The following is a 24,736-nucleotide window of genomic DNA, read 5'->3' on the forward strand; positions in this document are numbered from 1 at the left end:
CCACCATGGCCAAACCGAAGACAGACCCCAACTACAAGGTGATCGCCGAAAACCGGCGGGCGCGTTATGACTATGCAATCGAGGATGACCTCGAATGCGGGGTCATGCTGCTTGGGTCCGAGGTGAAATCTCTGCGTCAGGGCGGCAGCAACATCGCCGACAGCTATGCCAGCGTCGAAGATGGCGAGCTGTGGCTGATCAACGGCTATATCGCGCCCTATGAACAGGCCAAGACCTGGGGCCACGAGGAACGCCGCAAGCGCAAGCTGTTGGTGTCGCGTAAAGAAATGGCGCGCCTGTGGAATGCCACCCAGCGTCAGGGCATGACCCTTGTGCCGCTGGTGATGTACTTCAACCACAAGGGCATCGTGAAACTGAAGATCGGCATCGCCAAGGGCAAGAAAACCCAGGACAAGCGCGAAACCGAGGCCAAGCGCGACTGGAACCGTCAGAAACAGCGCCTGCTGCGCCACGGGGAATAGCGCCCCAACACTCCCCTGCTGCCTACCGCCCCCATCGCCCATACTTTGCCATGTCCGGGCCTGCCGGACCCATTTAGGGGAAATGACATGGAACTTATCATCAGCCTGATTTCCGGCGCCATTGGCGGCAACGTGGCCGGTGGCCTGATCAAGCAACTGAACCAGGGCACGCTGATCAACTCGATCGCGGGCATTCTGGGTGGCGGCCTGGGGGGCCAGCTGTTGGCCATGATCGGCGCGGGCGGCATGGCCGGCGGCGGCATGGATCTTGCGGGCATCATCGGCCAGGTGGTCTCGGGCGGCGTTGGCGGTGGCGTTTTGCTGGCGGTGATCGGCCTGATCCGCAACATGCTGGCCAAGTAATGAACGGGTCTTGGGGCCGGAAACCCGGCCCCGGCCTTGCCTCAGGCCATATCGCGTTCTAAGAATTCTGGAACACGCTGCCGGAGGCCCCGATGCTTAAAGACGATCCTACCACGCTTGTTTCCACCGACTGGTTGGCCGCGCATCTGAACGACCCCGATCTGCGGGTCATCGACGCCTCGTGGTACATGCCCGCCATGAACCGCGATCCGCGCGCCGAATACAGCGCCGCGCACATCCCCGGCGCCCGGTTCTTTGATATCGACGAAATCGCCGATCTGCGGTCGGACCTGCCGCATATGGCCCCCCCGGTCGAGAAATTCATGAGCCGCATGCGCGCCATGGGCGTGGGCGACGGGCACCAGGTGGTGGTCTATGACGGCGCCGGGCTGTTTTCGGCGGCGCGGGTGTGGTGGACCTTCCGTCTGATGGGGCATCGCGACATTGCCGTTCTGGATGGCGGCTTCCCGAAATGGCAGGCCGAGGGCCGCCCGGTCGACGACATGCCGCCGATGGTGCGCGACCGGCATATGACCGTGCGTCGCCAGGCCAACCTGATCAAGGATGTGACCCAGGTGGCGGCGGCGTCAAAGCTGGGCGATTACGAAATCATCGACGCCCGCCCCGCCGATCGCTTTCGCGGCGAGGTCGAGGAACCCCGCCCCGGCCTGCGCTCGGGCCATATTCCGAATTCCAAGAACGTGCCCTTCAGCACCTTGCTGAACGGCGATGGCACGATGAAGCCTGTCGAGGCGCTGAAATCCGTCTTTGCCGAGGCCGGGGTGGATATCTCCAAGCCCGCGATCACCACCTGCGGGTCGGGGGTGACGGCGGCGATGCTTAGCCTTGCGCTGGAACGGATGGGCCAGCCCAATCATGCGCTCTATGACGGGTCGTGGGCCGAATGGGGCATGTTCGGCGATCTGAAAGTGGCCAAGGGATGAGCCCGCGCCTGACAACCCTGCCCCCGCAGGCCCCCGACGCCATCCTGCATCTGATGGAACAGTTCCGCGCCGACCCGCGCGACGACAAGACCGACCTGGGCGTCGGCGTCTATCGCAACGCTGCCGGCGAAACCCCGGTGATGCGCGCCATCAAAGAGGCCGAGCGCCTGCTGTGGCAGGCCGAGACCACGAAAACCTATACCACCATGGCGGGCGACGCCGGGTTTCACCGGGCCATGGCGCGGCTGATCCTGGGCGAGGGCGCGCCGCTGCATCGCTTGGCCGCCGCCGCGACCGTGGGCGGCACCAGCGCGATCAATATCGCGCTGCAACTGCTGCGCCGCCTGAACCCGGAAACCCGCGTCTGGATGTCGTCGCCCACATGGGCCAACCACCCGGTGATGGTGCGGCATCTGGGGCTGACGGGCCGCGAATACACCTATTTCGACCCCGAGACCCGCGCCATTGATTTCGACGCGATGATGCGCGATCTGGGCGCGGTCGAACCCGGCGACGTGGTGCTGATGCACGGCTGCTGCCACAACCCGACCGGCGCCAACCCGACGCTGCCGCAATGGGCCGAGGTGGCCGCATTGCTGCGTGACCGCGGGGCGCTGCCGATGGTGGATCTGGCCTATCAGGGCTTTGGCGACGGGCTGGATCAGGATGCCGCCGCCACCCGCCTGCTGGTCGACACCTGCCCCGAGGTTCTGATCGCGGCGAGCTGCTCCAAGAATTTCGGCCTGTACCGCGAGCGCACGGGCATCCTGATGGCGCTGGGCGCCGAGGCCGACCGGGACCTGGTGCAGGGCAACCTGACCAACCTGAATCGCATCACCTACAGCTTTCCCCCCGACCACGGGGCGCGGCTGGTGACGATGGTGCTGGACAGCGACGAGCTGCGCGCCGACTGGATGGCCGAGCTGGAGCAGATCCGCAGCGGCATGACCGACATCCGCGCCCGCCTGGCCGACGAGCTGCGCGCGCGCAGCGGGTCGGACAGGTTCGGCTTTCTGGCGCAGCATCGCGGCATGTTCTCGCGGCTGGGGGCCAACCCCGAACAGGTGGCCCAGATGCGCGATGTGCATGGCATCTATATGCTGGGCGACAGCCGGATCAACCTGGCCGGCCTGACCGAGGCCAGCGTGCCGGTGCTGGCGCGGGCGATGTTGGACGCGGGCCTTTAACCCCATTCACCAAACATGAAAAAACCCGGGCGCGAACGCCCGGGCAGTTTGTCTCGAACCGACAGGAAGGGTGTCAGCCTTTCGAGAATTCGGGATAGGCCTCCATGCCCAGCTCGGCCATGTCGAGACCGTTGATCTCTTCCTCTTCGCCGACGCGGATCCCCACGGTGGCCTTGAGGATGAACCACAGCGCACCCGACACGACGAAGGTAAAGGCACCGACAATCGCGATCGAGATCAGCTGGCCCGACACGGTGGCGTCGCCGTTGGTAAAGACCACCGCGAAAGTGCCCCAGATGCCGCAGACCAGGTGCACCGGGATGGCGCCGACCACGTCATCGATGCGCAGCTTGTCCAGCAGCGGCACGACGAACACGACCAGCCCGCCGCCCACGGCACCGATCAGCGTGGCCGACCCAAGGGTGGGCGTCAGCGGCTCGGCGGTGATCGAGACCAGACCCGCCAGCGCGCCGTTCAGCACCATGGTGATATCCGGCTTTTTATACAGCAGCTGCGTCAGGATCAGCGCGGTCAGGGCGCCACCGGCGGCGGCCGTGTTGGTGTTGGCAAAGATGCGGCTGATGTCCGACACGTTCGACGCGGTATCCATGTAAAGCTGCGAACCGCCGTTGAAGCCGAACCAGCCCAGCCACAGGATGAACGTGCCCAGCGTGGCGAGCGTCAGGTTCGAACCCGGCATCGGATGCACGCGGCCATCCTTGTATTTGCCCAGACGCGGGCCAAGGATCAGAGCGCCAGCCAGGGCCGCCCAGCCACCGACCGAGTGCACAACGGTCGACCCGGCGAAATCAAGAAAGCCGAAATTCGCGTCCAGAAAGCCACCGCCCCATTTCCACGATGCCTGGATCGGGTAGATCAGGCCGGTCAGCACGACGGTGAAGATCAGGAAGGGCCACAGCTTGATCCGCTCGGCCAGGGTGCCCGACACGATCGATGCCGTGGTGGCACAGAACATCAGCTGGAAGAAGAAGTCCGACCCCACCGACGCATAGGTCAGATCGGTTTCGGTATCGGCCAGGCCGACCGGCTCCATCGCGGCGGTGCCAAAGGCGCCCAGCACGTTGGGAATGGTCCAGCCGTCGCCGGGATACATCAGGTTATAGCCGACGAGGTAATACATCAGCCCCGCGATCGAAAACAGCGCGACGTTCTTCATCAGCTGCATGGTGACGTTCTTTTGGCGCACCAGGCCGGCCTCGAGCATGGCAAAGCCCGCGGCCATCCACATGACCAGGAAACCGGCCACGAGGAACATGAAGGTGGTAAAGATATAGCCGATCTCGCCGGTGGGCGGCGTCATATCGGCCTCTTGGGCAAGGGCCGGCATCGCGATGGTGGCCAGAGCCGCGCCGATGCCAAGGATTTTGTAGGGGTTCATCTCAGTCGTCCTTTCTCGGATATCTGCTCAGATCGCGTCTTCGTTGGTTTCGCCGGTCCGCACGCGCATGGCCTGGCTGACATCCAGCGCAAAGATCTTGCCGTCGCCGATCTTGCCGGTCTTGGCGGTGCTGGCGATGGTGTCGATCACCTGGTCGGCCATGGTGGCGGGCACCACGACTTCCAGCTTGACCTTGGGGACAAAATTCACGGCATATTCCGCGCCGCGATAGATTTCGGTGTGACCCGACTGCGAGCCAAAGCCCTTGATCTCGGTCACCATCATGCCGCGCACTCCGATGGCGGTCAGAGCTTCGCGGACCTCCTCCAGCTTGAACGGCTTGATTGCTGCAATGATCAGTTTCACGTCGTTTCCCTTCCGTTTGGCAGGACGTCCTGCGGGGATTGCATGACGTAAGGAAGGGCTATTTCGCAGGTGCAGCACAAGAAAGCGGCGGGGGTCCGACCCGCCTGAATCCTGAACTCTTGCACAAAATTTGCACAAATGACGGCGCGCGCCCAATATTAGGGCAGTTGGCGAAAGCCCGCTTGGGGCATTCCCCGCCTAAACATCCGGCCTCAAATTCGTTATGCATTTCAAAAAGAGCAGTCATAAACGGTAGACACATGGGTAGTTCGAACGGGCGCAGGCCTCCTCTTGTTGCTGACAAGCGCACAAAACGACCGGCCGCAAAGCCCGCCGCGAAGCCCGCGAGACCCAGGAAAACAAGGCGTTCACCGCGCAAGGCCCCACCCAAGGGGCCGCTCGGGTGGCTGCGCCGCCTGCTGGGCAGGATTGCCGGCATGATCTGGACGGCCGCCTGGCGAGTCGGCCTTGTGGTGGTGATTCTCATTGCGCTGTCGGTCGGCTATTTCGCCGCCAGCCTGCCGCCGGTCAGCGAACTGGTTGACGGTCGCACCCGCGGATCGGTGACGCTGTTGGACCGTTCGGGCGAGGTTTTCGCCTGGCGCGGCGATCAATTCGGCGGCCAGATCAACGCCAACACCGTCGCCCCCGTGCTGCGCGAGGCCGTGGTCGCGACCGAGGACAAACGGTTCTACCGCCATTTCGGCATCAGCCCGCGCGGCATCGCCAGCGCCGTCCGCATCAACCTGAGCGAAGGCCGCGGGCCGCTGTCGGGCAATGGCGGTTCGACCATCACCCAGCAGACCGCGAAACTGTTGTGCCTGGGCGTGCCCTATGATGCCGACACGTGGAAATCGGAAACCGATTACGAGGCCGACTGCCGCCGCACCACGCTGCAACGCAAGATCAAGGAGGCGATCTATGCGATGGCGATGGAGGCGCGCTACAGCAAGAACGAGATCCTGACGATCTATCTCAACCGCGCCTATCTGGGCGCCGGCGCGCGCGGGTTCGAGGCCGCCAGCCAGCGCTATTTCGGCAAGTCCGCCAATGAGGTAAGCGCCTCGGAGGCAGCGATGCTGGCGGGGCTGCTCAAGGCGCCGTCGACCTATGCGCCGACCAGCAACCTGAAACGCGCGCAAGATCGCGCCAATCTGATCGTCGGGCTGATGGAGGATCAGGGCTATCTCTCGGCCGCTGAGGCCCGCAACGCCCGCGCCAACCCGGCCGAGCTGTCCGAGGCCGCCGCCGCGCGGGCGGGTGGCTATTTTGCCGATTGGGTGATGGAGGACGGCCCGTCCTTCCTGACCCGCGACACGACCGAGGACGTGATCATCCGCACCACCTTCGATCCGCGCATCCAGACCGCGGCCGAGGACGCGCTGGCGCATATCTTTGACACCAAGGTCAGCGAGGGATCGAAAGCGCAGGCCGCGATCGTGGTGATGTCGTCGGACGGCGCCGTGCGCGCCATGGTCGGCGGGCGCCAGACCAAGGTGTCGGGCGCGTTCAACCGCGCGACGATGGCTCTGCGCCAGACCGGGTCGTCCTTCAAGCCGTTCGTCTATGCCGCCGCGCTGGACCTGGGCTTTACGCCCAACGCCACCGTGGTTGACGAACCGATCACCATTCACGTGCCCGGATCGGGCCCCTACACGCCGCGCAACTATGACAACAAGTTCCACGGGCGCGTCACCCTGACCACCGCGCTGGCGCAGTCGTTCAACATTCCGGCGATCCGCGTGTCTGAATCGGTGGGCCGCGAGAATGTGCGCAAGATCGCCGCCGATTTCGGCATCGAAAGCGATCTGGCCGTGGGTCCGGCGCTGGCGCTGGGCACGTCGGAATCGACCCTGATCGAGATGACCGGCGCCTATGCCGGCATCCTGAACGGCGGCCTCAGCGTTCGCCCCTATGGGCTGACAGAGCTGCGCCTGCAGGGCGATGACACGCCGCTGATGGGCCAGGAAGGCGGCATGGGCGAACGCGTCATCAGCGAACGCGCGGCCCGCAGCCTGACCTATATGATGACCCAGGTGATCGAGCGCGGCTCGGGCCAGCGCGCCCGCCTGCCCGACCGTCCGGCCGCCGGCAAGACCGGTACCACCCAGGCCGCGCGCGATGCGTGGTTCATCGGGTTCACCGCCGACTACGTGGTCGGTGTGTGGATGGGCTATGACGACAACACGCCGCTGACGGGCGTGACCGGCGGCGGGCTGCCCGCCGATATCTGGCGTGAAACCATGGTGCGCGTGCACGAGGGCGTGCCCGCCCGCGCCCTGCCGATGGACGTGCCCGTGGCCCCGCCGATCCTCACCCAAGAGGAACAGCGCAAGGTCAAGCGCGAGGAACGCCGGAAGCGTCGCAAGGAACGTGACGAAGACCTGCTGCGCGGCGTGCTGCGCTCGATTCTGGGCGGCGGTTAACCGGCGCTTTGCAGGTCGCTGATCAGCGCGTCGACATTGCCACGGTTGCGATCGAGCATGGCGCCGATTTCGGTGCGCTCGGTCGCCAGCATGTTCACGCCTTCGATCAGCATGTTGAAGAACAGGTCGCGACCGCTTTTGTCAGAGACCAGGAACGTCACTTCAAAGGGCGAATGACCCTGCAGGAAGGCCGTGGTTTTCACTTCGTAGAAGCTTTTGACCGGCTTGGCGCCCTTGACCTCGAGGCGGCCGCCGATGAATTCGCGGAAGCGTTTGCCGTATTTGCGGGCCATGTAGCCGCGGAAGGCCTCGGTGAAACGGTTCAGCTGGGCCGAGGACGCGCTGCGCGCCGCCACCCCCAGCGCCGAGCGCGCAATGATCGGCACGTCGGCATAGGTGGTAAAGATGCGCTCGAATTCGCGGATCATGACGGCTTCGCTCTTGCCGGAGTTGATGACGGCATTGATGTCGGCGATCACCCGGTCGATCAGAGCCGAGGCCTGGCTGGTGGTCAGCGCCTGCGCCGGCAGGGCCGGGGCCAGCGCCGCAGCAGCGGCGGCCGTGAGAACAAAACGACGTGACAGGTTACTGGGCATAGGGGTCCTCATACGGGTCGGCATAGGCATCATCATACGGGTCGCCATAGGGGTCGGCATAGGTCAGGTCTTCCTGACCGTTCAACTGAAAGCGACGGTTCTGTAGATATAGGAGCCGCGCCTGCGCATAGCTATCGGCGCTGTCGTAAAGAATGGAATCAACCGTATCGGTAAAGCGGTAGCGCTGGCCCAGCTTGGCGCTGAACTGAATGCCCAGGGCGTATTCGCGCTCGGGGCTGTTCAACAGCAGGCGGGTCGGGCTGATGACGAAATCGACGACCTTGCCGACGGTATCGCGCTCGGTCGAGGGGCCAAGGACCGGCAGTTCCATATAGTCGCCCTCGCCCACGCCCCAGACATGCAGGGTTTCGCCGAAATCGGTGGGGCGTTCGGCCAGGCCGATATGGGTGGCCGGGTCCAGCACACCGCCCACGCCCACAACGGTGTTGAAGGCGAAACGGCCGGTATTGGACAGCGCGTCCTTGATATTAAGCTGCAACAGGTCGTTCACGATCACGCCCGGCAGCGACAGGTTCGAGGCGAAATTGCCGACGCCCGTGCGCACCGGCTGGGGCAGGATCGACCCATAGGCATGCGAAGTGGGCCGCATCAGCATCCGGTCCAGCCCGGCGTTAAAGGCGTGCACCTGGCGGTTTTGCTGTTCATGCGGGTCGTTGATCCCGCCGGGCGTCTTGGCCGAACAGGCCGCCAGGGCCGCGAACGCAAGCGTAATCGCGACAAGACGAAACGGGCGGGGCATGGGCCGGGCGACAGAAAACAAGGGCAATCTCAACTTTAGGTTCCGGATTCGCATACCATAGTGAAACTCGCGCAGAAGCCCATAGCACGACAATTTGATGGCAGATGTTTGTGGCCTTGCGGTGACATGCGCTTTTCAGTTTCCCAGCGGCGCGGGCAAGGCTAGCCTGTGGCGAACCGAAAACGGAGATCACTCATGCCTGGACAGATCGAAACCCGCCTTGCAGAACTTGGCGTTCAATTGCCCGCCGCGCCGGCACCGGCGGCGAATTACGTGCCCTATGTGGTGGTCGGAAACATGGTGCATGTGTCGGGGCAGATCCCCATGGCCGATGGCGCGTTTATGATCGGCAAGCTGGGTGCCGATGCGACCATCGAACAGGGCACAGCCGCCGCGCGACAATGCGCGATCGCGCTGCTGGCCCAGGTCAAGGCCGCCTGCGGGGGCGATCTCGACCGGCTGGAAAAGGTGGTTAAACTGACCGCTTTTGTCAATTCGACCCCCGATTTCGGCGACCAGCCCAAGGTGGTCAACGGCGCCTCGGATTTCCTGGTCGAGGCCCTGGGCGACAAGGGCCGCCACGCCCGCGCGGCGGTCAGCGCGGCATCGCTGCCCTTTGGCGTCGCGGTCGAGATCGACGGGGTGTTTCTCATCAAATGACGCCGCTGCCGCCCGCGTTCCTGCACCTGCCGCTGGCCCATCGTGCACTGCATGACCTGGCGCGGGGGCGGCCGGAAAACTCGACCGAAGCGATCGAGGCCGCGATCCGCGCGGGCTATGGTATCGAGATCGACCTGCAACCCTCGTCCGACGGGGTGGCGATGGTGTTTCACGATTACGACCTCAAGCGCCTGACCGGGCGCGAGGGCGCGGTGAACGCCATGAGCGCCGATCAGCTGGGGCAGATCCCGCTGCTGGGCGGGCAGGCCGGAATTCCGACGCTGGCACAGGTCTTGGCGCAGGTCGATGGCCGGGTGCCGGTGCTGCTGGAGCTGAAAGACCAGGATGGCGCGATGGGCCCCGATATCGGCACGCTGGAAGATGCGACCGCCCAGGCGCTGGCAGGCTATGGCGGCGATGTGGCGGTGATGTCGTTCAACCCGCATTCGGTGGCGCGGCTGGCGCAGTTGGTGCCCGAGCGGCCTTGCGGGCTGACGACCTGTGCCTTTCGTCGGCGCAACTGGCCCAGCCTGCCCGCCCCCGTGCGCAAGCGCCTGCGCGCCATTCCCGATTTCGACGCGGTGGGGGCCAGTTTCATCAGCCACCGGTTTACCGCGCTGAACTCGGCCCCGGTTCAGGCGCTGAAAGCGCGCGGCGTGCCGGTGCTGTGCTGGACGGTGAAATCGCCCCGGCAAGAGGCCCGCGCCCGCCAGATCGCCGACAACATCACCTTCGAGGGCTATCTTGCCCCGCTGCCCGCCGCTTGACCCCGCCGGGGCCGGGGCCATCTATTGAACAGGAAACGGAACGGGGCGCCATGCAGACCGAGGTTGAACTGACCGCGATATCCGGCCTGTCCGCCATCGCGGCGCAGGATTGGGACGCCTGCGCCTGCCCCGAGGTGGCAGAGGGCGGGCGGGCGTTTGATCCGTTCACCACCTATCGGTTTCTCAGCGCGCTTGAGCAAAGCGGATCGGTTGGCCCCGGCACCGGCTGGCAGCCGCAGCACCTGGTGGCGCGGGCCGGTGGCCAGGTCATCGGCGTCGCCCCGGCCTATCTGAAATCGCACAGCCAGGGCGAATATGTGTTCGATCACAACTGGGCCCATGCCTATGAACGCGCGGGCGGGCGCTATTACCCCAAGCTGCAAATCGCCGTGCCCTTCACCCCCGTGCCGGGGCGCCGGTTGCTGACGCGGCCCGGGTTCGAGGTCACCGGGCAGGCCGCGCTGATGCAGGGCGCGGTGCAACTGGCGGCCAATAACGGGCTGTCATCGCTGCATCTGACATTCTGTTCCGCACCCGAGTCCGAGGCGGGCCAGGCGATGGGCCTGATGCACCGGATCGGACAGCAGTATCACTGGTTCAACGACGGCTACGCCGATTTCGACGCCTTTCTGGCGGCGCTGTCCTCGCGCAAACGCAAGACCATCCGTAAGGAACGCGCCACCGCGCAGGGCTTTGGCGGCACGATCCACGCCCTGACCGGCGACCAGATCAAGCCGCACCACTGGGACCATTTCTGGCGCTTCTACCAGGACACGGGCGCGCGCAAATGGGGCTCGCCCTATTTGACGCGGGTGTTCTTCGACATCGCCCATGCCACGATGCGCGACGACATGCTGCTGGTTCTGGCCGAGCGCGACGGCACGCCCATTGCCGGGGCGCTGAATTTCATCGGCCGCGACGCGCTGTTCGGGCGCTATTGGGGCGCCACCCAGGATCACCCCTGCCTGCATTTCGAGGCGTGCTATTATCAGGCCATCGACCATGCCATCACCCATGGGCTGGCGCGGGTCGAGGCGGGCGCGCAGGGCGATCACAAGCTGGCGCGGGGCTATATGCCGGTGGAAACCCATTCGCTGCACTGGATCGGCGATCCGAGCTTTGCGGATGCGGTCGACCGCTACCTGATCGCCGAACGGGCCGCCGTGGGCGAGGATATCGAGATCCTGACCGGCTATGGCCCGTTCAGGAAAGCCGCAGGAGGGTTAGATGAAAGGGATTGAGCCGCTATTAGCCGCGGGCTGGGCGCTGAACGACGCCGGCACCGCGATCACCAAGACCTATCGCTTTGCCGATTTCGCCTCGGCCTTTGGCTGGATGACAAGGGTTGCGCTGGTTGCAGAGCAGATGAACCACCATCCCGATTGGACAAATGTCTACAACCGTGTATCGGTCTCGCTGACAACGCATGACGCCGGCGGATTGACGGCGAAAGACACTGAACTTGCAAGAAAGATGGACGAGATATCATGGAACTGAGCATTGCCGAGGTCGAGGTTCTGATCAAAGAGAACCTGCCTTGGGTGATCCAGCTGGGCCTGAATCTGGTGACGGCTGTCCTTATTCTGATCGTGGCGCTCTGGCTTAGCGGCCGGGTGCGCAGGCGCATCACCAACCTGCCCAAAAAGCATAAACGTTTCGACACCACGCTGATGGCGTTTCTGGGCAGCCTGGCGAAATATACCGTGCTGGCGATTGCCGCCATCTTTATCCTCAACCGTTTCGGCATCGAGACCACCTCGCTGGTGGCGCTGATCGGTGCGGCGGGTCTGGCCGTTGGCCTGGCCTTGCAGGGCACTTTGGCGAACCTGGCGGCGGGCGTCATGCTGGTGGGCTTTCGGCCGTTCAAGCTGGGTGACTATGTGATCGCGGGCGGGGAAACCGGCACCGTGGCCACGATCAACCTGTTCTTTACCGAGCTGACCACCCCCGACAACATCCAGATCATCGTGCCTAATGGCGATATCTGGGGCGCGCCGATCACCAACTATTCGTACAATGACACGCGCCGCTGCGACATGCTGTTCGGCGTGTCCTACGGGTCGAACCTGCAAGTGGCCGAACAGGCGATCCGCGACTGCATCGCGGCCGAGCCCCGCGCGCTGGGTGACCCGCAACCGTTCATCAAAGTGTCGAACCTGGGCGACAGCTCGGTCGATTTCACCGTTCGCGTCTGGTGTAAAAAGGATGACTACTGGGACATGAAATTCGACCTGACCCGCGCCGTGAAAGAGGCGTTCGACAAGACCGGTGTCGATATTCCCTTCCCGACGCAGATCATGATCCGCCAAGAGGGCTAAGATCAAAGGCCGGGCCGCCATGGCCCGGCCTTTTTCGTTACATCGCGGCCAGCAGGTGTTCGCCGGTCGAGATGTCGCACACGCCCGGATCATCGACCTTGGCGGCGGTGATCACGCCGTCTTCCAGCACCAGCGCATAGCGGTTCGACCGCCCGATCAGCCCCAGGTGCGGGGCGGTGAAATCCATGCCCAGCGTCTTGGTGAAACTGCCGTCGGCATCGCCCAAGAGGGTGATCCCGGCCTCGGTCGCACCGGTATCCTTGCCCCAGGCGGCCAGGGTGAACGGGTCGTTGACCGCAACGCAGATCACCTCGTCCACACCCTTGTCGCGCAGCTGACCCATCACCTTGATGAAACTGGGCAGGTGGATCGTCGAGCACGGCCCGGTATAGGCCCCGGGCAGTGCGAACAGCACCACCTTGCGGCCCTTCAGCTTGTCGGCCAGGTCCACGGTTTCGGGGCCATTGGCGCCCAGCGTCACCATGTTGGCATCGGGCAGGGTTGCGCCTACCTCTAGTGTCATGTTGCATCCTTCCATTCTGTTCGCGTAGGTCCAGTGTGAACAGTTAGCGCGCGCCGCGCCAGAGGCGAAATAAGCGAGGACGGGAATATGGATCATATCGTGGTGATCGGGGCCGGTCAGGCCGGGCTGTCGCTGGTGGCAAAACTGCGGGCGCAGGGCCATGAGGGCGCGATAACCCTGATCGGCGCCGAAACCGCCCCGCCCTATCAGCGCCCGCCCTTGTCCAAGAAATACCTGCTGGGCGAGATCGGGGCAGAGCGGCTCTATCTGCGGCCCGAGGCGTTTTATGCCGAGCATGACATTCGCCTGATCACCGGTCAGCCCGTCACCGCGATCGACCGCGCGGCCAAGACCGTGACGGTTGGCGATCAGGTCATTGGCTATGACCAACTGGCCCTGACCACCGGATCGGATGCGCGGCACCTGCCCGCCGGCATTGGCGGCGCGCTGGATGGGGTGCATGTGGTGCGCACGCTGGCCGATGTCGATGCGATGGCGCCGCGTTTTACGGCCGGCGCGCGGGTTCTGATCGTGGGGGGCGGCTATATCGGGCTAGAGGCCGCGGCCGTGGCGGCCAAGCTGGGCCTCAAGGTCACGCTGGTGGAAATGGCCGACCGCATCCTGCAACGGGTCGCCGCGCCCGAGACCAGCGCCTATTTCCGCGACCTTCACCGCGCCCATGGCGTCGACCTGCGCGAGGGCGTGGGCCTGACCCGCCTGACCGGAGAGGGCCGCGTCGACGGCGCGGTTCTGACCAATGGCTGCAAGCTGGAAACCGATTTCGTGATCGTCGGGGTCGGCATCACGCCCGCTACCGGGCTGGCGCAGGCGGCGGGGCTGGTGCTGGAAAACGGCATCGCGGTCGATGCGCAGGGCCGCACCTCGGACCCGGCGATCTGGGCGGCGGGCGATTGCGCATCCTTCCCCTATCGCGGCGGGCGCATCCGGCTGGAAAGCGTGCAGAACGCCATCGACCAGGCCGAATGCGTGGCCGAGAACATGCTGGGCGTCGGGCGCGACTATCAGCCGTTTCCGTGGTTCTGGTCAGACCAATATGACGTGAAACTGCAAATCGCGGGGCTCAACACCGGCTATGACCGCGTGGTGGTGCGCCCGGGCGACAAGGACGGCGCGGTCAGCCACTGGTATTTCGCGGGCGACCGCCTGTTGGCCGTCGATGCCATGAACGAACCCCGCGCCTATATGGTGGCCAAGCGCATGCTGGAAACCGGCGGCGCGATCACCCCAGACGAGGCCGCCGACCCCGCCACCAACCTGATGGCGGTAATGAAGCGATGAGGATTATCTCGGGGCAGTTCAAGGGCATGGCGCTGGCCTCGGTCGGCAAGGGCGATCCGGGCGCGCATCTGCGCCCAACCACCGACCGCGTGCGCGAAAGCCTGTTCAACCTGCTGGTCAACGGCGGCTATGGTGATCCGATCACCGACGCGCGGGTGCTGGACCTGTTTGCCGGCACGGGCGCGCTGGGGCTAGAGGCCCTGTCGCGCGGCGCGGCGCATGTGACCTTTGTCGATGACGGCGGCAAGGCCCGCGCCCTGATCCGCGAGAACGTGGAAAAATGCCGCGCCATGGGCGTGACCAAGGTATTTCGCCGCGACGCGACCAAGCTGGGCGAGTGCACCGCCGCGCCGTTCGATCTGATCTTTCTGGATCCGCCCTATGGCAAGGGGCTGGGCGAACGGGCGCTAGCCGCGGCAATGGCTGGCGTCTGGATCGCGCCCGAGGCATTGATCGTCTGGGAAGACAGCGCCGAGATCATCCCGCCCGAGGGCGTCACCCTGCTGGATCAGCGCAAATACGGCGACACGCGGATTTCGATCCTGCGCGCCGGGGTAGAAGCTTGACACCCGGCACAGCCATTGGGTGAATGGCGCCATCAACAAGGATGGTGTCATGAGCAGAACCCTATCGATCACCCTTCGCGCGCTGGGCTTGGCCTGCATACTGGCAGCCCCCGCAATGGCCGACACGCCCGAAACCTGTGCCGCCATCACGGCAAATGCCGACCGGCTGGCCTGTTTTGATGCGTTATTCCCGGCTGTCGAGGCCACGCCCAACACCCCTGTGGACGCGCCCAACACCCCTCAGGCCACGCCCCCCGCCCCCGCGGTCAACCCGCGCTGGGTAACGTCGATCAAGACTTCGCCGCTGGATGACAGCACCAACGTGATCTTGCTGAACGAAGCGCTGGAAACCAACCGCGGCCGTTTCGGTCGCGATACGCGGTTCAGCCTGCTGATTGCCTGCCGTGAAAACACAACCAGCATCTGGTTTCATTTCGGCGGGCATTTCATGTCGGATTACCAGCACGGCACGGTCACCTACCGGCTGGACAAAGATCCGGTTCAGTCCAAGCGCCTGACAGAATCCAACAACAACGAAGCGCTTGGCCTGTGGTCGGGTGGCAGCGCGATCCCGTTCATCAAAACCTTGCTGGGGCATGATCGTCTGTATCTGCGCGCCACCCCGCATTCCGAAAGCGCGATGGACGCCGAATTCGACATCTCAGGGCTGGAGACCGCGATCACACCCCTGCGCGAGGCGTGCAACTGGTGATCACTCGACCCAGGTCGGGTGGAACCGGTCGGCGGGCGAGAGGGTGAAGATCTCGACCCCGTCTGCCGTGACGCCCACGGAATGTTCGAATTGTGCACTCAGCGATTTGTCGCGGGTGACGGCTGTCCAGTCATCGGCCAGCACCTTGGTCTCGGGGCGGCCCAGGTTCACCATCGGTTCGATGGTAAAGAACATGCCCTCTTCCAGCACCGGACCGGTGCCCGCGCGGCCATAGTGCAGCACGTTGGGCGGGGCGTGGAAGACGCGGCCCAGACCGTGGCCGCAGAAATCGCGCACCACGCTCATACGGTGGCTTTCGACATAGGATTGGATGGCATAGCCGATATCGCCAAAGGTGTTGCCGGGCTTGACGGCCTCGATGCCCTTGAACAGCGCGTCATGGGTGACCTGGATCAGCCGCTCGGCCTTGCGGGGCAGTTTGCCAGCCACATACATGCGGCTGGTGTCGCCGAACCAGCCATCGACGATGACGGTCACGTCGATGTTCAGGATATCGCCGTCCTTCAGCTTTTTATCGCCGGGAATGCCGTGGCAGACGACATGGTTCACGCTGATGCAGCTGGCGTGCTGATAGCCCTTGTAGCCGATCGTGGCCGATTTCGCGCCGGCCTCTTCGACCTTTTGGGTGATGATCCGGTCGATCTCGGCGGTATTCTGACCGGGGAACACATGGTCCGAGATTTCGTCAAGGATCTGGGCTGCCAGACGGCCCGCCGCGTGCATCCCCGCAAAATCACCGGGTTCGTAAATTCTGATGCCGTCCTTGGTCAGGCGGCCGCGCGCAGTGTCTTCCAACGCAGTCTCCATTCGATTTGCAGCCTAGATACTGCGATTTTCCGGGGTTTGCCAGTCTCAGCGGCCATGCACCACGGGCAAGGCATGGCCCAGGTCGATGCCGTCGGGGGAAATTCGGGTGTCATAGGCCAGCATTTCCACCCCCGCCGCACGGGCCGCGTCACAGGCTGCGGCATAGGTCGGGTCGATATCAGAGGCCACGGCCACGCGGGCGCAATCGGTGCGCTGCACCAGAAACAGCATCACCGCGCGATGGCCCTGGGCGTGCATCTCGGCCAGCTCGGCCAGGTGTTTCGCCCCGCGGGCGGTCACGCTGTCGGGGAACTCGGCCAGGTCGCCCTCGCGGCGCAGGGTCACGCTTTTGACCTCGACATAGGTGTCGGGCAGGCCGGGCTGGGTCAGCAGAAAGTCGATCCGGCTGTTGGCTCCGTATTTCACCTCGGGGCGGATGGCGCGATAGGCCGACAGTTCGGCCACCTCGCCCGCCTGCAACGCGGCGCGCAGGGCGCGGTTGGGCACCGATGTATCGACCCCGGTGAAATGGCCGTTTTCATGATCGACCAGCCGCCAGCCGAATTTCAGCTTTTTCTTCGGATCATCATTCGGCTCGACCCAGACACGCATGTCGGGGTCGGCCAGCCCCATCATCGAGCCGGGATTGGCGCAATGGGCGGTGACCTCGCGGCCATCCTCCAGCCGGATATCGGCCAGAAAACGTTTATAGCGACGGATCAGCCGACCGGGCACAAGAGGGGTTTGAAAGCGCATGCCCCGGACCTATACCGTGATTGGAGCCACCTCAAGGAGCGCACCATGCCGAACCCTACCGCCGCCATGCTTGTGATCGGGGATGAAATCCTGTCGGGCCGCACGCGCGATGCCAATATGCATTTCCTGGCGGGCGAGCTGACCAAGCACGGGATCATGCTGAAAGAGGTGCGGATCGTATCGGATGACCGGCAGGCGATCATCGACGCGGTGAATGCGCTGCGCGCGGCCCATGATACGGTGTTCACATCGGGCGGGATCGGCCCCACCCATGACGACATCACCGCCGAGGCCATCGCCGCCGCCTTTGGCGTGCCGATCGGCATCCGCGACGACGCGCGCGCCCTGCTGGCCGCGCATTACGCCCGCACCGGGCAGGAATTCAACGCCGCTCGCCAGCGCATGGCGCGCATCCCCGACGGGGCCACGCTGATCGACAACCCGATCTCGGTCGCGCCGGGGTTCACCCTTGGCAATGTGCATGTGATGGCCGGGGTGCCGAACATTTTTCAGGCGATGGTGGCCTCGGTCATGCCGACGCTGACGGGCGGCGCGCCGCTGCTTAGCCAGACCCTGCGCATCAACCGCGGCGAGGGCGAGATCGCCACCCCCCTGTCCGACCTGGCCGAGGCCTTTCCCGATCTGTCGTTCGGATCCTATCCGTTCGTGCGCGACGGGGCCTATGGCGCCAATATCGTGATCCGCGGCCATGATGCCGCCCGCATCGACAGCGCAGCCACCCGGCTGGCCGCGCATTTCCCCGGAGACACCGCATGAGCATCTACGACATCATCGACGCAACCTGGCCCGCCGCCCGTTTCGACCGTATCGGCCCCTGGGTCATTCGCGACGGCCAGGGTGGCGGACAGCGCGTGTCGGCTGCCACCGCGACCGGGCCGGTCAACGCCGATGACATCGCCACGGCCGAGGCCGCGATGCGCGCGCTGGGACAAGAGCCCTTGTTCATGGTGCAGGACGGGCAAGAGGACCTGGACGCCGCTCTGGCCCAGGCGGGCTATGGCCTGCATGATCCGGTCGCGATCTATTCCGCGCCCGTGAGCGAAATCGCGACCCAGCGCCCGCCGCCGGTCTCGGCCTTCGACATCTGGCCGCCCCTGCACATCATCGAAGAGCTGTGGGCCGAGGGCAAGATCGGCCCCGAGCGCATGGCCGTGATGCAACGCGTCGCCGGCCCCAAAACCGCCGTTCTGGGCCGCGTGCGCGACCGCGCCTCGGGCGTGACATTCGCCGCGATTCACGAAAAAACCGCCATGCTTCATGCACTTGAGGTCACGCCAGAGCAGCGTCGGCAAGGAACCGCCGTCAATATCCTGCGTCACGCGGCTTTCTGGGCCCAAGAAAATGGGGCCGAGACGCTGGTGGCGCTGGTTCTGCAATCGAACGAACCGGCCTGTACGCTGTGTACTTCCCTTGGAATGCGTGTTGTGGGACACTACCACTACAGGAAATAACAGCCGTAACGAGGCCCTAGCAGTTGACGGATGGCAAAGCCCCATTGATGGCGCTGGATCTGTGGATGATGCAGCAGCGGTCGGGCTTTAACCAATTCTTCTCTTCAATCTGCCAGGAACAGCCTAACTTGCCGGACGCGCGGGCCCCAAATGCGCCTGTCGCGACGTGTCACGGAGCACAGAGATGAAGATGTTGCGTGAAATGACCCTGACGGCCGCCATGGCGGCGCTGATGCCGGCAATGGCGCCGGCCGGAATGCTGGAATTGCCCGCCCATGCGGTGCGCGCGGCCGAACAGTCCGAGCCGCTGGCCAGCTATCGCCTGCCCATCGGCCCGTGGGACGGCGCCGAGATCCAGACGATCTGGGCCGAGGGCGAGGTGCTGCGCCAGGCCTGGACCTATCGCAGCCCCGGTGCGACGACGCTGCAACTGCTGACCCCGCTGCGCGACCAGCTGACCGAGGCCGGTTTCGAGATTCTGTTCGAATGCGAAACCGATGCCTGCGGCGGGTTCGATTTCCGCTATGCGACCGATGTGCTGCCCGAGCCCGAGATGCATGTCGATCTGGGCGATTACCGGTTTCTGTCGGCCCAACGCATGGGCGACGAGGCCCCCGAATATATCAGCCTGATGATCAGCCGTTCCAGCGCGCGGGGCTTCGTGCAGATCACCCGCGTTGGCACCCCCGGCGCCGAGGGTGCGACGCTGTTTGCCGCCTCGACCAAGAATCCGCCGGTGACCGAATTGCCGGCAGAGCCCGAGGCGATTGCAGCCGAGCTGGAAAACCAGGGCCGCGCGGTTCTGGCCGATCTCAGCTTTGAAACCGGGTCATCGACCCTGATCGATGATGAATTCGTGTCGCTGTCGGCGCTGGCCGAGTATCTGCTGGACAATCCTGACCGCAAGATCACGCTGGTCGGTCATACCGATGCCGAAGGCGCGCTGGAGAAAAATATCGCCCTGTCGGAAAAGCGGGCCGAGGCGGTGCGCGAACATCTGATCCTGGCGCTGGCCGTTCCGGCCGAGCAGATCGAGGCGCGCGGCGTGGGTTTTCTGGCGCCATTGGCCAGCAACCTGACCGATGACGGGCGCACCCAAAACAGAAGGGTCGAAGTGATTCTCACCTCGACCCAGTAGTCACACACACGTTTGGTCGTTCAGAATTTCTCGGGGTCCCTGTCGGCAAAGCTGGCGACGAGAAAGTCGATAAAGGCGCGCACCTTGGGCTGGGTGAACCGGCCCGGCGGGTAGACCGCGTAGATGCCCAGGGTCTCGACCGGCAGGTCGGGGATGGCGTCTTGAACCAGGCCCTGTTCCAGCGCATCGCGGAACAGGAAGCTGGGCAGATAGGCGATGCCCAGACCGGCAATCGCGGCGTTCAGCAGCGACTGGCCGTCATTGACCGTCAGCCAGCCGGCGGTGCGCACCTGGCGCTTTTCGCCCGACGGCGAGGTGATCTTCCACACGTTGCCGCTGGCCTGGTTAGAGTAATGCAGCAGCTTGTGCTCGTTCAGATCGTCGATCTTTTGCGGGCGGCCGAATTTCTCGAAATATTCGGGCGAGCCGATCATCCGCTTGGTGGTATCGGTCAGTTTGCGGGCGCGCAGGGTGCTGTCTTCCAGCTCGCCCACGCGGATGGCCATGTCAAACCCTTCGGAGATCAGTTCGACATAGCGGTTGTTCAGCACCATGTTGACGGTGATATCGGGGAATTCCTGTAGGAAACGACCCAGAACCGGTGACAGGTGGTTCACGCCGAAATCGGTCGCGACCGAGATGCGCAACAGCCCCGAGGGTGCCGATTGCATCGACGTGACCAGGGCGTCGGCCTCGCCCGCGTCGTTCAGCACGCGGCGGGCCCGGTCATAATAGGCCAGGCCGATCTCGGTTGGCGACACGCGGCGCGTGGTGCGGTTCAGCAGGCGCGCGCCCAGGCGAGCCTCCAGCGAGGACACGTGTTTGGACACAGCGGATTTCGAGATGCCCATTTTCTTGGCGGCATCCGTGAATCCCCCTTGGTCCACCACAGTGGCAAACGCTTCCATTTCCGTCAGTCGATCCATGATGAACCCTTCGCGCAGTCGTCTTGCTTTGGTCCAACAAACAGGTGAAATCGGGCAAGATTGCGGAAAGGCGCCGACAATACTGGGGTATTCCACAGGATCGTTCAGATTAGGGAAACGTGGAAATAGTGCGTTTTCCTAGAGTTTCGCGGCCAATCGGGTGCCCTGATCAATGGCGCGCTTGGCGTCCAGTTCGGCCGCGACATCGGCGCCGCCGATCACATGCGGGGTGATCCCGCGCGCGATCAGCGCGTCGGCAAGGCTGCGTTCAGGCAGTTGTCCGGCGCATAGAACGATCGTGTCCGCCGGGATCAACGCCGGGTTTTCGCGCGCCGCGCCGGTGCTGATTTCCAACCCCTCGGGGGTAATGCGTTCGTAATTGACGCCGCCCTTCATGGTGACGCCCTTCATTTGTAGCGTGGCGCGGTGAATCCAGCCGGTGGTTTTGCCCAAGCCCTTGCCGGGGCGTTCGGCCTTGCGCTGCAACAGCGTGACCTGACGGGCGGGCGGTTCGGGTTGCGGGCCCTCGGGCGCCAGGCCGCCGCGGTGGCGCTCTGGGTCTGCCACGCCCCATTCGCGCAGCCAGTCGGGCAGGTACAGCGTCGGGCTGCTGCCGGCCTCGGTCAGGTATTCGGCCACGTCGAACCCGATGCCGCCCGCCCCAATAATCACCACGCGCTGCCCCACGGGCACCTTGTGGCGCAGCACGTCGATATAGCTGACGACATTGGGGCCATCTTGGCCCGCGATGCCCGGATCGCGAGGCATCACGCCGGTGGCAACGATCACCTCATCAAAGCCCGTCAGGTCATCGGCGCCGACCTCGGCCCCCAGTCGCAGGGTCACACCAGAGGCCTCGACCATCGTGGCGAACCAATCGACTAGGCCGTGGAATTCCTCTTTGCCGGGGATGCGGCGCGCCATGTTCAGCTGGCCGCCGATCTGGCTGTCACGGTCGAACAAGGTCACGGCATGCCCGCGCCGCGCGGCGGTGATCGCGGCCGACAGGCCGGCGGGCCCGGCGCCCACCACGGCGATGGTTTTCGGCGTGGCGGCGGGGGTTATGGGCAGCTCTGTCTCGTAACAGGCGCGGGGGTTGACCAGGCAGGTACTGATCTTGCCGCCAAAGGTGTGATCAAGGCAGGCCTGATTGCAGGCGATGCAGGGCGCGATCTGCGCGGCGCGGCCCTGGGCGGCCTTGGCCACGAAATCGGGATCGGCCAGAAAGGGGCGCGCCATCGACACCATGTCGGCACAGCCCTCGGCCAGCACCTGTTCTGCCACCTCGGGCGTGTTGATCCGGTTCGAGGTAATCACCGGGATGCCAACCTTGCCCATCAGTTTCTGCGTGACCCAGGCAAAGGCCCGGCGCGGCACCGATGTGGCGATGGTGGGGATGCGGGCCTCGTGCCAGCCGATGCCGGTGTTGATGATGGTCGCGCCGGCGCGCTCGACCTCTTGGGCCAGCTGCACGACCTCTGCATGGGTCGAGCCATTGGGCACAAGGTCGATCATCGACAGGCGGTAGATGACTATGAAATCATCGCCCACCGCCGCGCGTACCCGGCGCAGCACCTCTAGCGGCAGGCGCATCCGGTTTTCATAGCTGCCGCCCCAGCGGTCGGTGCGGCGGTTGGTGTGGGTGACCAGGAACTGGTTGAGGAAATAGCCCTCGGAGCCCATCACCTCGACCCCGTCATAGCCGGCCTCGCGGGCGCGGGCGGCGGCGGTGGCGATGTCGGATATCTGTTTCTCGATCCCGGCCTCGTCCAATTCAACGGGCGGAAAAGGCGAAATGGGCGATTTCACCGCGCTGGGGGCCACGCAATCGGGGCCATAGGCATAGCGGCCCGCGTGCAGGATCTGCATCGCGATCTTGCCGTCGTGCCGGCGCACGCGCTCGGTGACGATGCGGTGGTTGGCAATATCGTCGGCGGTATAAAGGCCCGCCGCGCCGGGAAAAACGCCGCCCTCTGGGTTGGGGGCCATGCCGCCCGTCACCATCAGCGCCGCCCCGCCCCGCGCCCGCGCGGCATAGAATTCGGCCACCCGGTTCCAGTCGCGGGTTTCTTCCAGCCCGGTATGCATAGACCCCATCAGCACGCGGTTTTTCAGCGTGGTAAAGCCCAGGTCAAGCGGTTGCAGCAGGTGCGGGTAGTCGGTCATGTGGCCCTCCATCGGGGCATGTGATCCGCGCGGATGCGGCTTGTCACGCCCCGACGTCGCGTAAGGCGGCTACATCGTTTCCAGGCAATGACGGCGAAAGGCGCGTTTCAGCATGTCCAGCTCGGCGCGCAGCAGGTCCATCTCGGCGCGGATGTCGTCCTCGAGCGGCTCGCCGGTGACGATGGTGAAGTGATCCAGCGTGGCGCCGCTGCCCGGTTCACGGATCACGAATGTCTGCACCCCGTCATTCAGCAGATCGGCCGGGATGGGCACGGCCAGGTGATAGCGCCCCGGCTGGGCGGTGTCGGGCGTCAGCGAGAACTGATCAAGCGGGCGATCCTGGTGCAGCACCTCGATCAGCGGGGCCGAGGTTTCGGCCGGCGTTACCTCGAGCACACCGTTCCACACGCCGGCGCGGATCTGGGTTTTGGTCAGCACCATCGCAGTCATGGCATCCCCCTACAATTCGGCCCGCGGGCGGCGGCTAAAGGTGACATCGCGCAGGATCACCTGGTTCATTTCGGGGCCTTCAAAGATCAGATCGACCCACATCGCCTCGACCCGCTTTTCGTTCAGCTTGGTATAGGCCAGGTCGAATTCGACGAATACCTCTTGGGCCTTCAGCGGCAGCTCGCGCACGATCTGTTCGGTGTTGGGGCCGTGGCGCACGTTGAGGCGGGCAAAGATTTCCAGCGGCTTTTCCATCTCGACGATGGCGTCCATCCGCACCACGTGGCGCCGGCCCAGCCCGTTCACCCCCGCCTGCGGCAGGCCCACGACCAGCGACAGGAATGACCCGTCAAAGCGGAACACGTCCATCCGCAGGCCAAAGGGCGCCAGGTCGGTTTCGCGGGTATTGCGCACCTGGCGCACGGTCAGCTCGCTGACGGCGCAGTCGTGAAACACCGTCACCTCGTCGCCAAAGGCGGTTTTGGTCTCGACGGCGGCAGCGCCCGGCGCGTCCAGCGGCCCGGCCCATAGTTGCGGGCGATAGGCCCAGTCCGACCCCATCGGGCGGCGCACCACGCTGCTGCCGATCATCGGCAGGGTCAGCCGGGCATCGGCGACATGGATCAGCCGGTCGATCTGGCGGCGCAGGGCGCGGGCGCGGGCGCGCTGGCCGCGCAGCTGGTGCAGCGGCAGGTCGCCCGCGCGGTCGGCCGCACGGGTCCAGCGCCGCAGAACCCGTTTCTGCAACAGCCGGTCAACCAATACCTCTATCTGGTTTGCCATCCTGCCCTCATCCCGGCATCTGTTCCGATGCCCCCACTGTGCCCTGCATGTCTTGACGAAACGCCAACCGGGCCCACTGCTTTGATCCGATCATGCGCAAAAGACGGGTTGGGTCAATTGCCGGCCGCACCGGCGGGGCGAATGCGCTCGGTCAGCGCGGTCAGGGTCGCGGCGCCCGCGTCCGAGGAAATCGGCTGACCCTCAAGCGCGGTCACGCTGGCCGAGACGATGAACTCGTCGACATTGAAGATCGCGCGCCACTGGTCATTGGCCGGCCCGGCGCTGTCGGCCGAGGCCTTGTCGCGGGCATGCAGCACGAACATGCCCTGCCGCAGCCGGGCGCTAAGGATCTGGACGTCGCCCGCCTCTTGTCCGCGAGACAGGGCGGCGCGGCCCTCGGTCGAGCGGAAATAGGCTGACAGGCGATCGACCTGCTGGGTGATCGGCGGCTCTCCGGGGCCGCGGGGCGTGACCGTGACGGTCAGCAGCGCGGGGGCCAGAGGGCGGGGCGCGTCGGCATTGCGCGTCACCGAGGCGCAGCTGGCCATCAGCACAAAGCTTTCATCCGAGCCACGATTGTCGACGCAATAGCCCTGCGGGGCGGTGATCACGACCGCGCCGCGGCCCAGCGTGGCCTGCTGCGACACGCCGCCTTGCAGGCAGCCCGCCAGAACCGGCACCAGGGCGGTCAGGATCAGGCCACGCGACAGTCGGGCGCGCATGCCCGTTCGACGCCTCGCTTGCCTGTTGATCATCTGCCATCCCCCGATACAGCCCGCCCCCGAGATACCCCTCGCCCGGCGCGTTCACAAGCAGTTTGCCGCCAATGCGTTGAAGCCCGCCGCCCTT

General features: G+C 64.9%; 28 protein-coding genes. 16 read left to right on the plus strand and 12 right to left on the minus strand.

The window, feature by feature from the left end; all coding sequences use genetic code 11:
- Positions 1 to 5 precede the first annotated feature (5 nt).
- The 4 genes from smpB (at position 6) to OE856_RS06370 (ending at position 2,976) form a co-directional block, all read left to right on the plus strand.
- On the plus strand, positions 6 to 482 hold the full coding sequence (gene smpB, locus OE856_RS06355; RefSeq protein WP_263715230.1) for an SsrA-binding protein SmpB: 477 nt from the start codon (positions 6 to 8) through the stop codon (positions 480 to 482).
- Positions 483 to 569: 87 nt separating this feature from the next.
- Positions 570 to 845 (plus strand): hypothetical protein, encoded by a 276-nt coding sequence (locus tag OE856_RS06360; RefSeq protein WP_263715231.1) that lies wholly within the window; start codon positions 570 to 572, stop codon positions 843 to 845.
- 92 nt (positions 846 to 937) lie between these two features.
- Entirely contained in the window at positions 938 to 1,789 is an 852-nt protein-coding gene (gene sseA / locus OE856_RS06365; protein WP_263715232.1) for a 3-mercaptopyruvate sulfurtransferase, read from the plus strand.
- Positions 1,786 to 2,976 carry an aromatic amino acid transaminase gene (locus tag OE856_RS06370; protein ID WP_263715233.1) on the plus strand — a complete coding sequence of 397 codons (1,191 nt, stop codon included), beginning with the start codon at positions 1,786 to 1,788 and terminating at the stop codon, positions 2,974 to 2,976. The genes sseA and OE856_RS06370 overlap by 4 nt, the downstream gene beginning before the upstream one ends.
- A gap of 73 nt (positions 2,977 to 3,049) precedes the next feature.
- Here the strand turns inward: OE856_RS06370 and OE856_RS06375 are convergent, their stop codons facing one another.
- A complete protein-coding gene (locus OE856_RS06375) occupies positions 3,050 to 4,375 on the minus strand; it encodes an ammonium transporter (protein ID WP_412174864.1) in 1,326 nt (441 codons plus the stop codon).
- A 27-nt stretch (positions 4,376 to 4,402) separates the two neighbouring features.
- Entirely contained in the window at positions 4,403 to 4,741 is a 339-nt protein-coding gene (locus OE856_RS06380) for a P-II family nitrogen regulator (RefSeq protein WP_263715234.1), read from the minus strand.
- 437 nt (positions 4,742 to 5,178) lie between these two features.
- Here OE856_RS06380 and OE856_RS06385 point away from each other — a divergent pair, with 437 nt between their 5' ends.
- Positions 5,179 to 7,167, plus strand: a complete 1,989-nt coding sequence (locus OE856_RS06385; protein ID WP_412174865.1) for a transglycosylase domain-containing protein — start codon at positions 5,179 to 5,181, stop codon at positions 7,165 to 7,167.
- Here the strand turns inward: OE856_RS06385 and OE856_RS06390 are convergent.
- A complete protein-coding gene (locus tag OE856_RS06390) occupies positions 7,164 to 7,763 on the minus strand; it encodes a phospholipid-binding protein MlaC (protein WP_263715236.1) in 600 nt (199 codons plus the stop codon). The genes OE856_RS06385 and OE856_RS06390 overlap by 4 nt on opposite strands.
- Positions 7,753 to 8,523: a VacJ family lipoprotein gene (locus tag OE856_RS06395; RefSeq protein WP_263715237.1), complete on the minus strand. Its 771-nt coding sequence runs from the start codon at positions 8,521 to 8,523 to the stop codon at positions 7,753 to 7,755. Before OE856_RS06395 ends, OE856_RS06390 begins: the two co-directional genes overlap by 11 nt.
- Before the next feature lie 195 nt (positions 8,524 to 8,718).
- On the opposite strand from OE856_RS06395, the gene OE856_RS06400 reads away from it, so the two are divergent.
- The 5 genes from OE856_RS06400 to OE856_RS06420 are packed head-to-tail and all read left to right on the plus strand — an operon-like array spanning position 8,719 to position 12,268.
- On the plus strand, positions 8,719 to 9,183 hold the full coding sequence (locus tag OE856_RS06400; RefSeq protein WP_263715238.1) for a RidA family protein: 465 nt from the start codon (positions 8,719 to 8,721) through the stop codon (positions 9,181 to 9,183).
- Positions 9,180 to 9,950, plus strand: a complete 771-nt coding sequence (locus OE856_RS06405; protein ID WP_263715239.1) for a glycerophosphodiester phosphodiesterase family protein — start codon at positions 9,180 to 9,182, stop codon at positions 9,948 to 9,950. Before OE856_RS06400 ends, OE856_RS06405 begins: the two co-directional genes overlap by 4 nt.
- A gap of 50 nt (positions 9,951 to 10,000) precedes the next feature.
- The gene (locus OE856_RS06410; RefSeq protein ID WP_263715240.1) at positions 10,001 to 11,191 is read left to right on the plus strand and encodes a GNAT family N-acetyltransferase; all 1,191 of its coding nucleotides are present in this window, start codon (positions 10,001 to 10,003) and stop codon (positions 11,189 to 11,191) included.
- Entirely contained in the window at positions 11,178 to 11,447 is a 270-nt protein-coding gene (locus OE856_RS06415; RefSeq protein WP_263715242.1) for a 4a-hydroxytetrahydrobiopterin dehydratase, read from the plus strand. The genes OE856_RS06410 and OE856_RS06415 overlap by 14 nt, the downstream gene beginning before the upstream one ends.
- Positions 11,438 to 12,268 (plus strand): mechanosensitive ion channel family protein, encoded by an 831-nt coding sequence (locus OE856_RS06420; protein WP_263715243.1) that lies wholly within the window; start codon positions 11,438 to 11,440, stop codon positions 12,266 to 12,268. The genes OE856_RS06415 and OE856_RS06420 overlap by 10 nt, the downstream gene beginning before the upstream one ends.
- A 37-nt stretch (positions 12,269 to 12,305) precedes the next feature.
- Here OE856_RS06420 and OE856_RS06425 read toward each other — a convergent pair whose 3' ends face one another.
- The gene (locus OE856_RS06425; RefSeq protein ID WP_263715244.1) at positions 12,306 to 12,791 is read right to left on the minus strand and encodes a peroxiredoxin; all 486 of its coding nucleotides are present in this window, start codon (positions 12,789 to 12,791) and stop codon (positions 12,306 to 12,308) included.
- 87 nt (positions 12,792 to 12,878) lie between these two features.
- On the opposite strand from OE856_RS06425, the gene OE856_RS06430 reads away from it, so the two are divergent.
- The 3 genes from OE856_RS06430 to OE856_RS06440 are packed head-to-tail and all read left to right on the plus strand — an operon-like array spanning position 12,879 to position 15,368.
- Positions 12,879 to 14,090 (plus strand): NAD(P)/FAD-dependent oxidoreductase, encoded by a 1,212-nt coding sequence (locus OE856_RS06430; protein WP_263715245.1) that lies wholly within the window; start codon positions 12,879 to 12,881, stop codon positions 14,088 to 14,090.
- Positions 14,087 to 14,656: a 16S rRNA (guanine(966)-N(2))-methyltransferase RsmD gene (gene rsmD, locus OE856_RS06435; protein ID WP_263715246.1), complete on the plus strand. Its 570-nt coding sequence runs from the start codon at positions 14,087 to 14,089 to the stop codon at positions 14,654 to 14,656. Before OE856_RS06430 ends, rsmD begins: the two co-directional genes overlap by 4 nt.
- A 49-nt stretch (positions 14,657 to 14,705) precedes the next feature.
- Positions 14,706 to 15,368 (plus strand): type VI secretion protein, encoded by a 663-nt coding sequence (locus tag OE856_RS06440; RefSeq protein ID WP_263715247.1) that lies wholly within the window; start codon positions 14,706 to 14,708, stop codon positions 15,366 to 15,368.
- Here OE856_RS06440 and map read toward each other — a convergent pair whose 3' ends face one another.
- Both map and sfsA read right to left on the minus strand, forming a co-directional pair.
- Complete coding sequence (gene map, locus OE856_RS06445) at positions 15,369 to 16,184, minus strand: type I methionyl aminopeptidase (protein ID WP_412174866.1); 816 nt, start codon at positions 16,182 to 16,184, stop codon at positions 15,369 to 15,371. It abuts the gene before it with no gap.
- 57 nt (positions 16,185 to 16,241) lie between these two features.
- Entirely contained in the window at positions 16,242 to 16,952 is a 711-nt protein-coding gene (gene sfsA, locus OE856_RS06450; protein ID WP_263715249.1) for a DNA/RNA nuclease SfsA, read from the minus strand.
- Between the two features lie 45 nt (positions 16,953 to 16,997).
- Here sfsA and OE856_RS06455 point away from each other — a divergent pair, with 45 nt between their 5' ends.
- The 3 genes from OE856_RS06455 (at position 16,998) to OE856_RS06465 (ending at position 19,562) form a co-directional block, all read left to right on the plus strand.
- Positions 16,998 to 17,729, plus strand: a complete 732-nt coding sequence (locus OE856_RS06455; RefSeq protein ID WP_263715251.1) for a competence/damage-inducible protein A — start codon at positions 16,998 to 17,000, stop codon at positions 17,727 to 17,729.
- Positions 17,726 to 18,424, plus strand: a complete 699-nt coding sequence (locus tag OE856_RS06460) for a GNAT family N-acetyltransferase (protein WP_263715252.1) — start codon at positions 17,726 to 17,728, stop codon at positions 18,422 to 18,424. The genes OE856_RS06455 and OE856_RS06460 overlap by 4 nt, the downstream gene beginning before the upstream one ends.
- Positions 18,425 to 18,608: 184 nt before the next feature.
- Positions 18,609 to 19,562 carry an OmpA family protein gene (locus OE856_RS06465; RefSeq protein WP_263715253.1) on the plus strand — a complete coding sequence of 318 codons (954 nt, stop codon included), beginning with the start codon at positions 18,609 to 18,611 and terminating at the stop codon, positions 19,560 to 19,562.
- 20 nt (positions 19,563 to 19,582) lie between these two features.
- Here OE856_RS06465 and OE856_RS06470 read toward each other — a convergent pair whose 3' ends face one another.
- The 5 genes from OE856_RS06470 to OE856_RS06490 all read right to left on the minus strand — a co-directional run bounded on the left by OE856_RS06470 (position 19,583) and on the right by OE856_RS06490 (position 24,609).
- Positions 19,583 to 20,488, minus strand: a complete 906-nt coding sequence (locus tag OE856_RS06470) for a LysR family transcriptional regulator (protein WP_263715254.1) — start codon at positions 20,486 to 20,488, stop codon at positions 19,583 to 19,585.
- 138 nt (positions 20,489 to 20,626) lie between these two features.
- Positions 20,627 to 22,654 carry an NADPH-dependent 2,4-dienoyl-CoA reductase gene (locus OE856_RS06475; protein WP_263715255.1) on the minus strand — a complete coding sequence of 676 codons (2,028 nt, stop codon included), beginning with the start codon at positions 22,652 to 22,654 and terminating at the stop codon, positions 20,627 to 20,629.
- Between the two features lie 69 nt (positions 22,655 to 22,723).
- On the minus strand, positions 22,724 to 23,104 hold the full coding sequence (locus tag OE856_RS06480; RefSeq protein WP_263715256.1) for a hypothetical protein: 381 nt from the start codon (positions 23,102 to 23,104) through the stop codon (positions 22,724 to 22,726).
- 9 nt (positions 23,105 to 23,113) lie between these two features.
- On the minus strand, positions 23,114 to 23,887 hold the full coding sequence (locus OE856_RS06485; protein WP_263715257.1) for a DUF6478 family protein: 774 nt from the start codon (positions 23,885 to 23,887) through the stop codon (positions 23,114 to 23,116).
- Between the two features lie 113 nt (positions 23,888 to 24,000).
- Entirely contained in the window at positions 24,001 to 24,609 is a 609-nt protein-coding gene (locus OE856_RS06490; protein ID WP_263715258.1) for a hypothetical protein, read from the minus strand.
- Positions 24,610 to 24,736: the final 127 nt, after the last annotated feature.

Origin of the sequence: Actibacterium sp. XHP0104 (assembly GCF_025751515.1) — a bacterium.
In the GTDB taxonomy this organism is placed as follows: domain Bacteria; phylum Pseudomonadota; class Alphaproteobacteria; order Rhodobacterales; family Rhodobacteraceae; genus Actibacterium_D.

What these genes read in the sequence shown, in the direction of transcription:
- OE856_RS06375 (WP_412174864.1), bottom strand. Translation starts at nt 4,375, where the DNA reads ATGAACCCCTACAAAATCCTTGGCATCGGCGCGGCTCTGGCCACCATC.
- sseA (WP_263715232.1), top strand. Translation starts at nt 938, where the DNA reads ATGCTTAAAGACGATCCTACCACGCTTGTTTCCACCGACTGGTTGGCC.
- OE856_RS06490 (WP_263715258.1), bottom strand. Translation starts at nt 24,609, where the DNA reads ATGCGCGCCCGACTGTCGCGTGGCCTGATCCTGACCGCCCTGGTGCCG.
- OE856_RS06470 (WP_263715254.1), bottom strand. Translation starts at nt 20,488, where the DNA reads ATGGATCGACTGACGGAAATGGAAGCGTTTGCCACTGTGGTGGACCAA.
- OE856_RS06430 (WP_263715245.1), top strand. Translation starts at nt 12,879, where the DNA reads ATGGATCATATCGTGGTGATCGGGGCCGGTCAGGCCGGGCTGTCGCTG.
- OE856_RS06475 (WP_263715255.1), bottom strand. Translation starts at nt 22,654, where the DNA reads ATGACCGACTACCCGCACCTGCTGCAACCGCTTGACCTGGGCTTTACC.
- smpB (WP_263715230.1), top strand. Translation starts at nt 6, where the DNA reads ATGGCCAAACCGAAGACAGACCCCAACTACAAGGTGATCGCCGAAAAC.
- OE856_RS06480 (WP_263715256.1), bottom strand. Translation starts at nt 23,104, where the DNA reads ATGACTGCGATGGTGCTGACCAAAACCCAGATCCGCGCCGGCGTGTGG.
- OE856_RS06460 (WP_263715252.1), top strand. Translation starts at nt 17,726, where the DNA reads ATGAGCATCTACGACATCATCGACGCAACCTGGCCCGCCGCCCGTTTC.
- rsmD (WP_263715246.1), top strand. Translation starts at nt 14,087, where the DNA reads ATGAGGATTATCTCGGGGCAGTTCAAGGGCATGGCGCTGGCCTCGGTC.
- OE856_RS06385 (WP_412174865.1), top strand. Translation starts at nt 5,179, where the DNA reads ATGATCTGGACGGCCGCCTGGCGAGTCGGCCTTGTGGTGGTGATTCTC.
- OE856_RS06455 (WP_263715251.1), top strand. Translation starts at nt 16,998, where the DNA reads ATGCCGAACCCTACCGCCGCCATGCTTGTGATCGGGGATGAAATCCTG.
- OE856_RS06415 (WP_263715242.1), top strand. Translation starts at nt 11,178, where the DNA reads ATGAAAGGGATTGAGCCGCTATTAGCCGCGGGCTGGGCGCTGAACGAC.
- OE856_RS06485 (WP_263715257.1), bottom strand. Translation starts at nt 23,887, where the DNA reads ATGGCAAACCAGATAGAGGTATTGGTTGACCGGCTGTTGCAGAAACGG.
- OE856_RS06425 (WP_263715244.1), bottom strand. Translation starts at nt 12,791, where the DNA reads ATGACACTAGAGGTAGGCGCAACCCTGCCCGATGCCAACATGGTGACG.
- OE856_RS06360 (WP_263715231.1), top strand. Translation starts at nt 570, where the DNA reads ATGGAACTTATCATCAGCCTGATTTCCGGCGCCATTGGCGGCAACGTG.
- sfsA (WP_263715249.1), bottom strand. Translation starts at nt 16,952, where the DNA reads ATGCGCTTTCAAACCCCTCTTGTGCCCGGTCGGCTGATCCGTCGCTAT.
- OE856_RS06390 (WP_263715236.1), bottom strand. Translation starts at nt 7,763, where the DNA reads ATGCCCAGTAACCTGTCACGTCGTTTTGTTCTCACGGCCGCCGCTGCT.
- OE856_RS06440 (WP_263715247.1), top strand. Translation starts at nt 14,706, where the DNA reads ATGAGCAGAACCCTATCGATCACCCTTCGCGCGCTGGGCTTGGCCTGC.
- OE856_RS06465 (WP_263715253.1), top strand. Translation starts at nt 18,609, where the DNA reads ATGAAGATGTTGCGTGAAATGACCCTGACGGCCGCCATGGCGGCGCTG.
- OE856_RS06395 (WP_263715237.1), bottom strand. Translation starts at nt 8,523, where the DNA reads ATGCCCCGCCCGTTTCGTCTTGTCGCGATTACGCTTGCGTTCGCGGCC.
- OE856_RS06420 (WP_263715243.1), top strand. Translation starts at nt 11,438, where the DNA reads ATGGAACTGAGCATTGCCGAGGTCGAGGTTCTGATCAAAGAGAACCTG.
- OE856_RS06410 (WP_263715240.1), top strand. Translation starts at nt 10,001, where the DNA reads ATGCAGACCGAGGTTGAACTGACCGCGATATCCGGCCTGTCCGCCATC.
- OE856_RS06400 (WP_263715238.1), top strand. Translation starts at nt 8,719, where the DNA reads ATGCCTGGACAGATCGAAACCCGCCTTGCAGAACTTGGCGTTCAATTG.
- OE856_RS06370 (WP_263715233.1), top strand. Translation starts at nt 1,786, where the DNA reads ATGAGCCCGCGCCTGACAACCCTGCCCCCGCAGGCCCCCGACGCCATC.
- OE856_RS06405 (WP_263715239.1), top strand. Translation starts at nt 9,180, where the DNA reads ATGACGCCGCTGCCGCCCGCGTTCCTGCACCTGCCGCTGGCCCATCGT.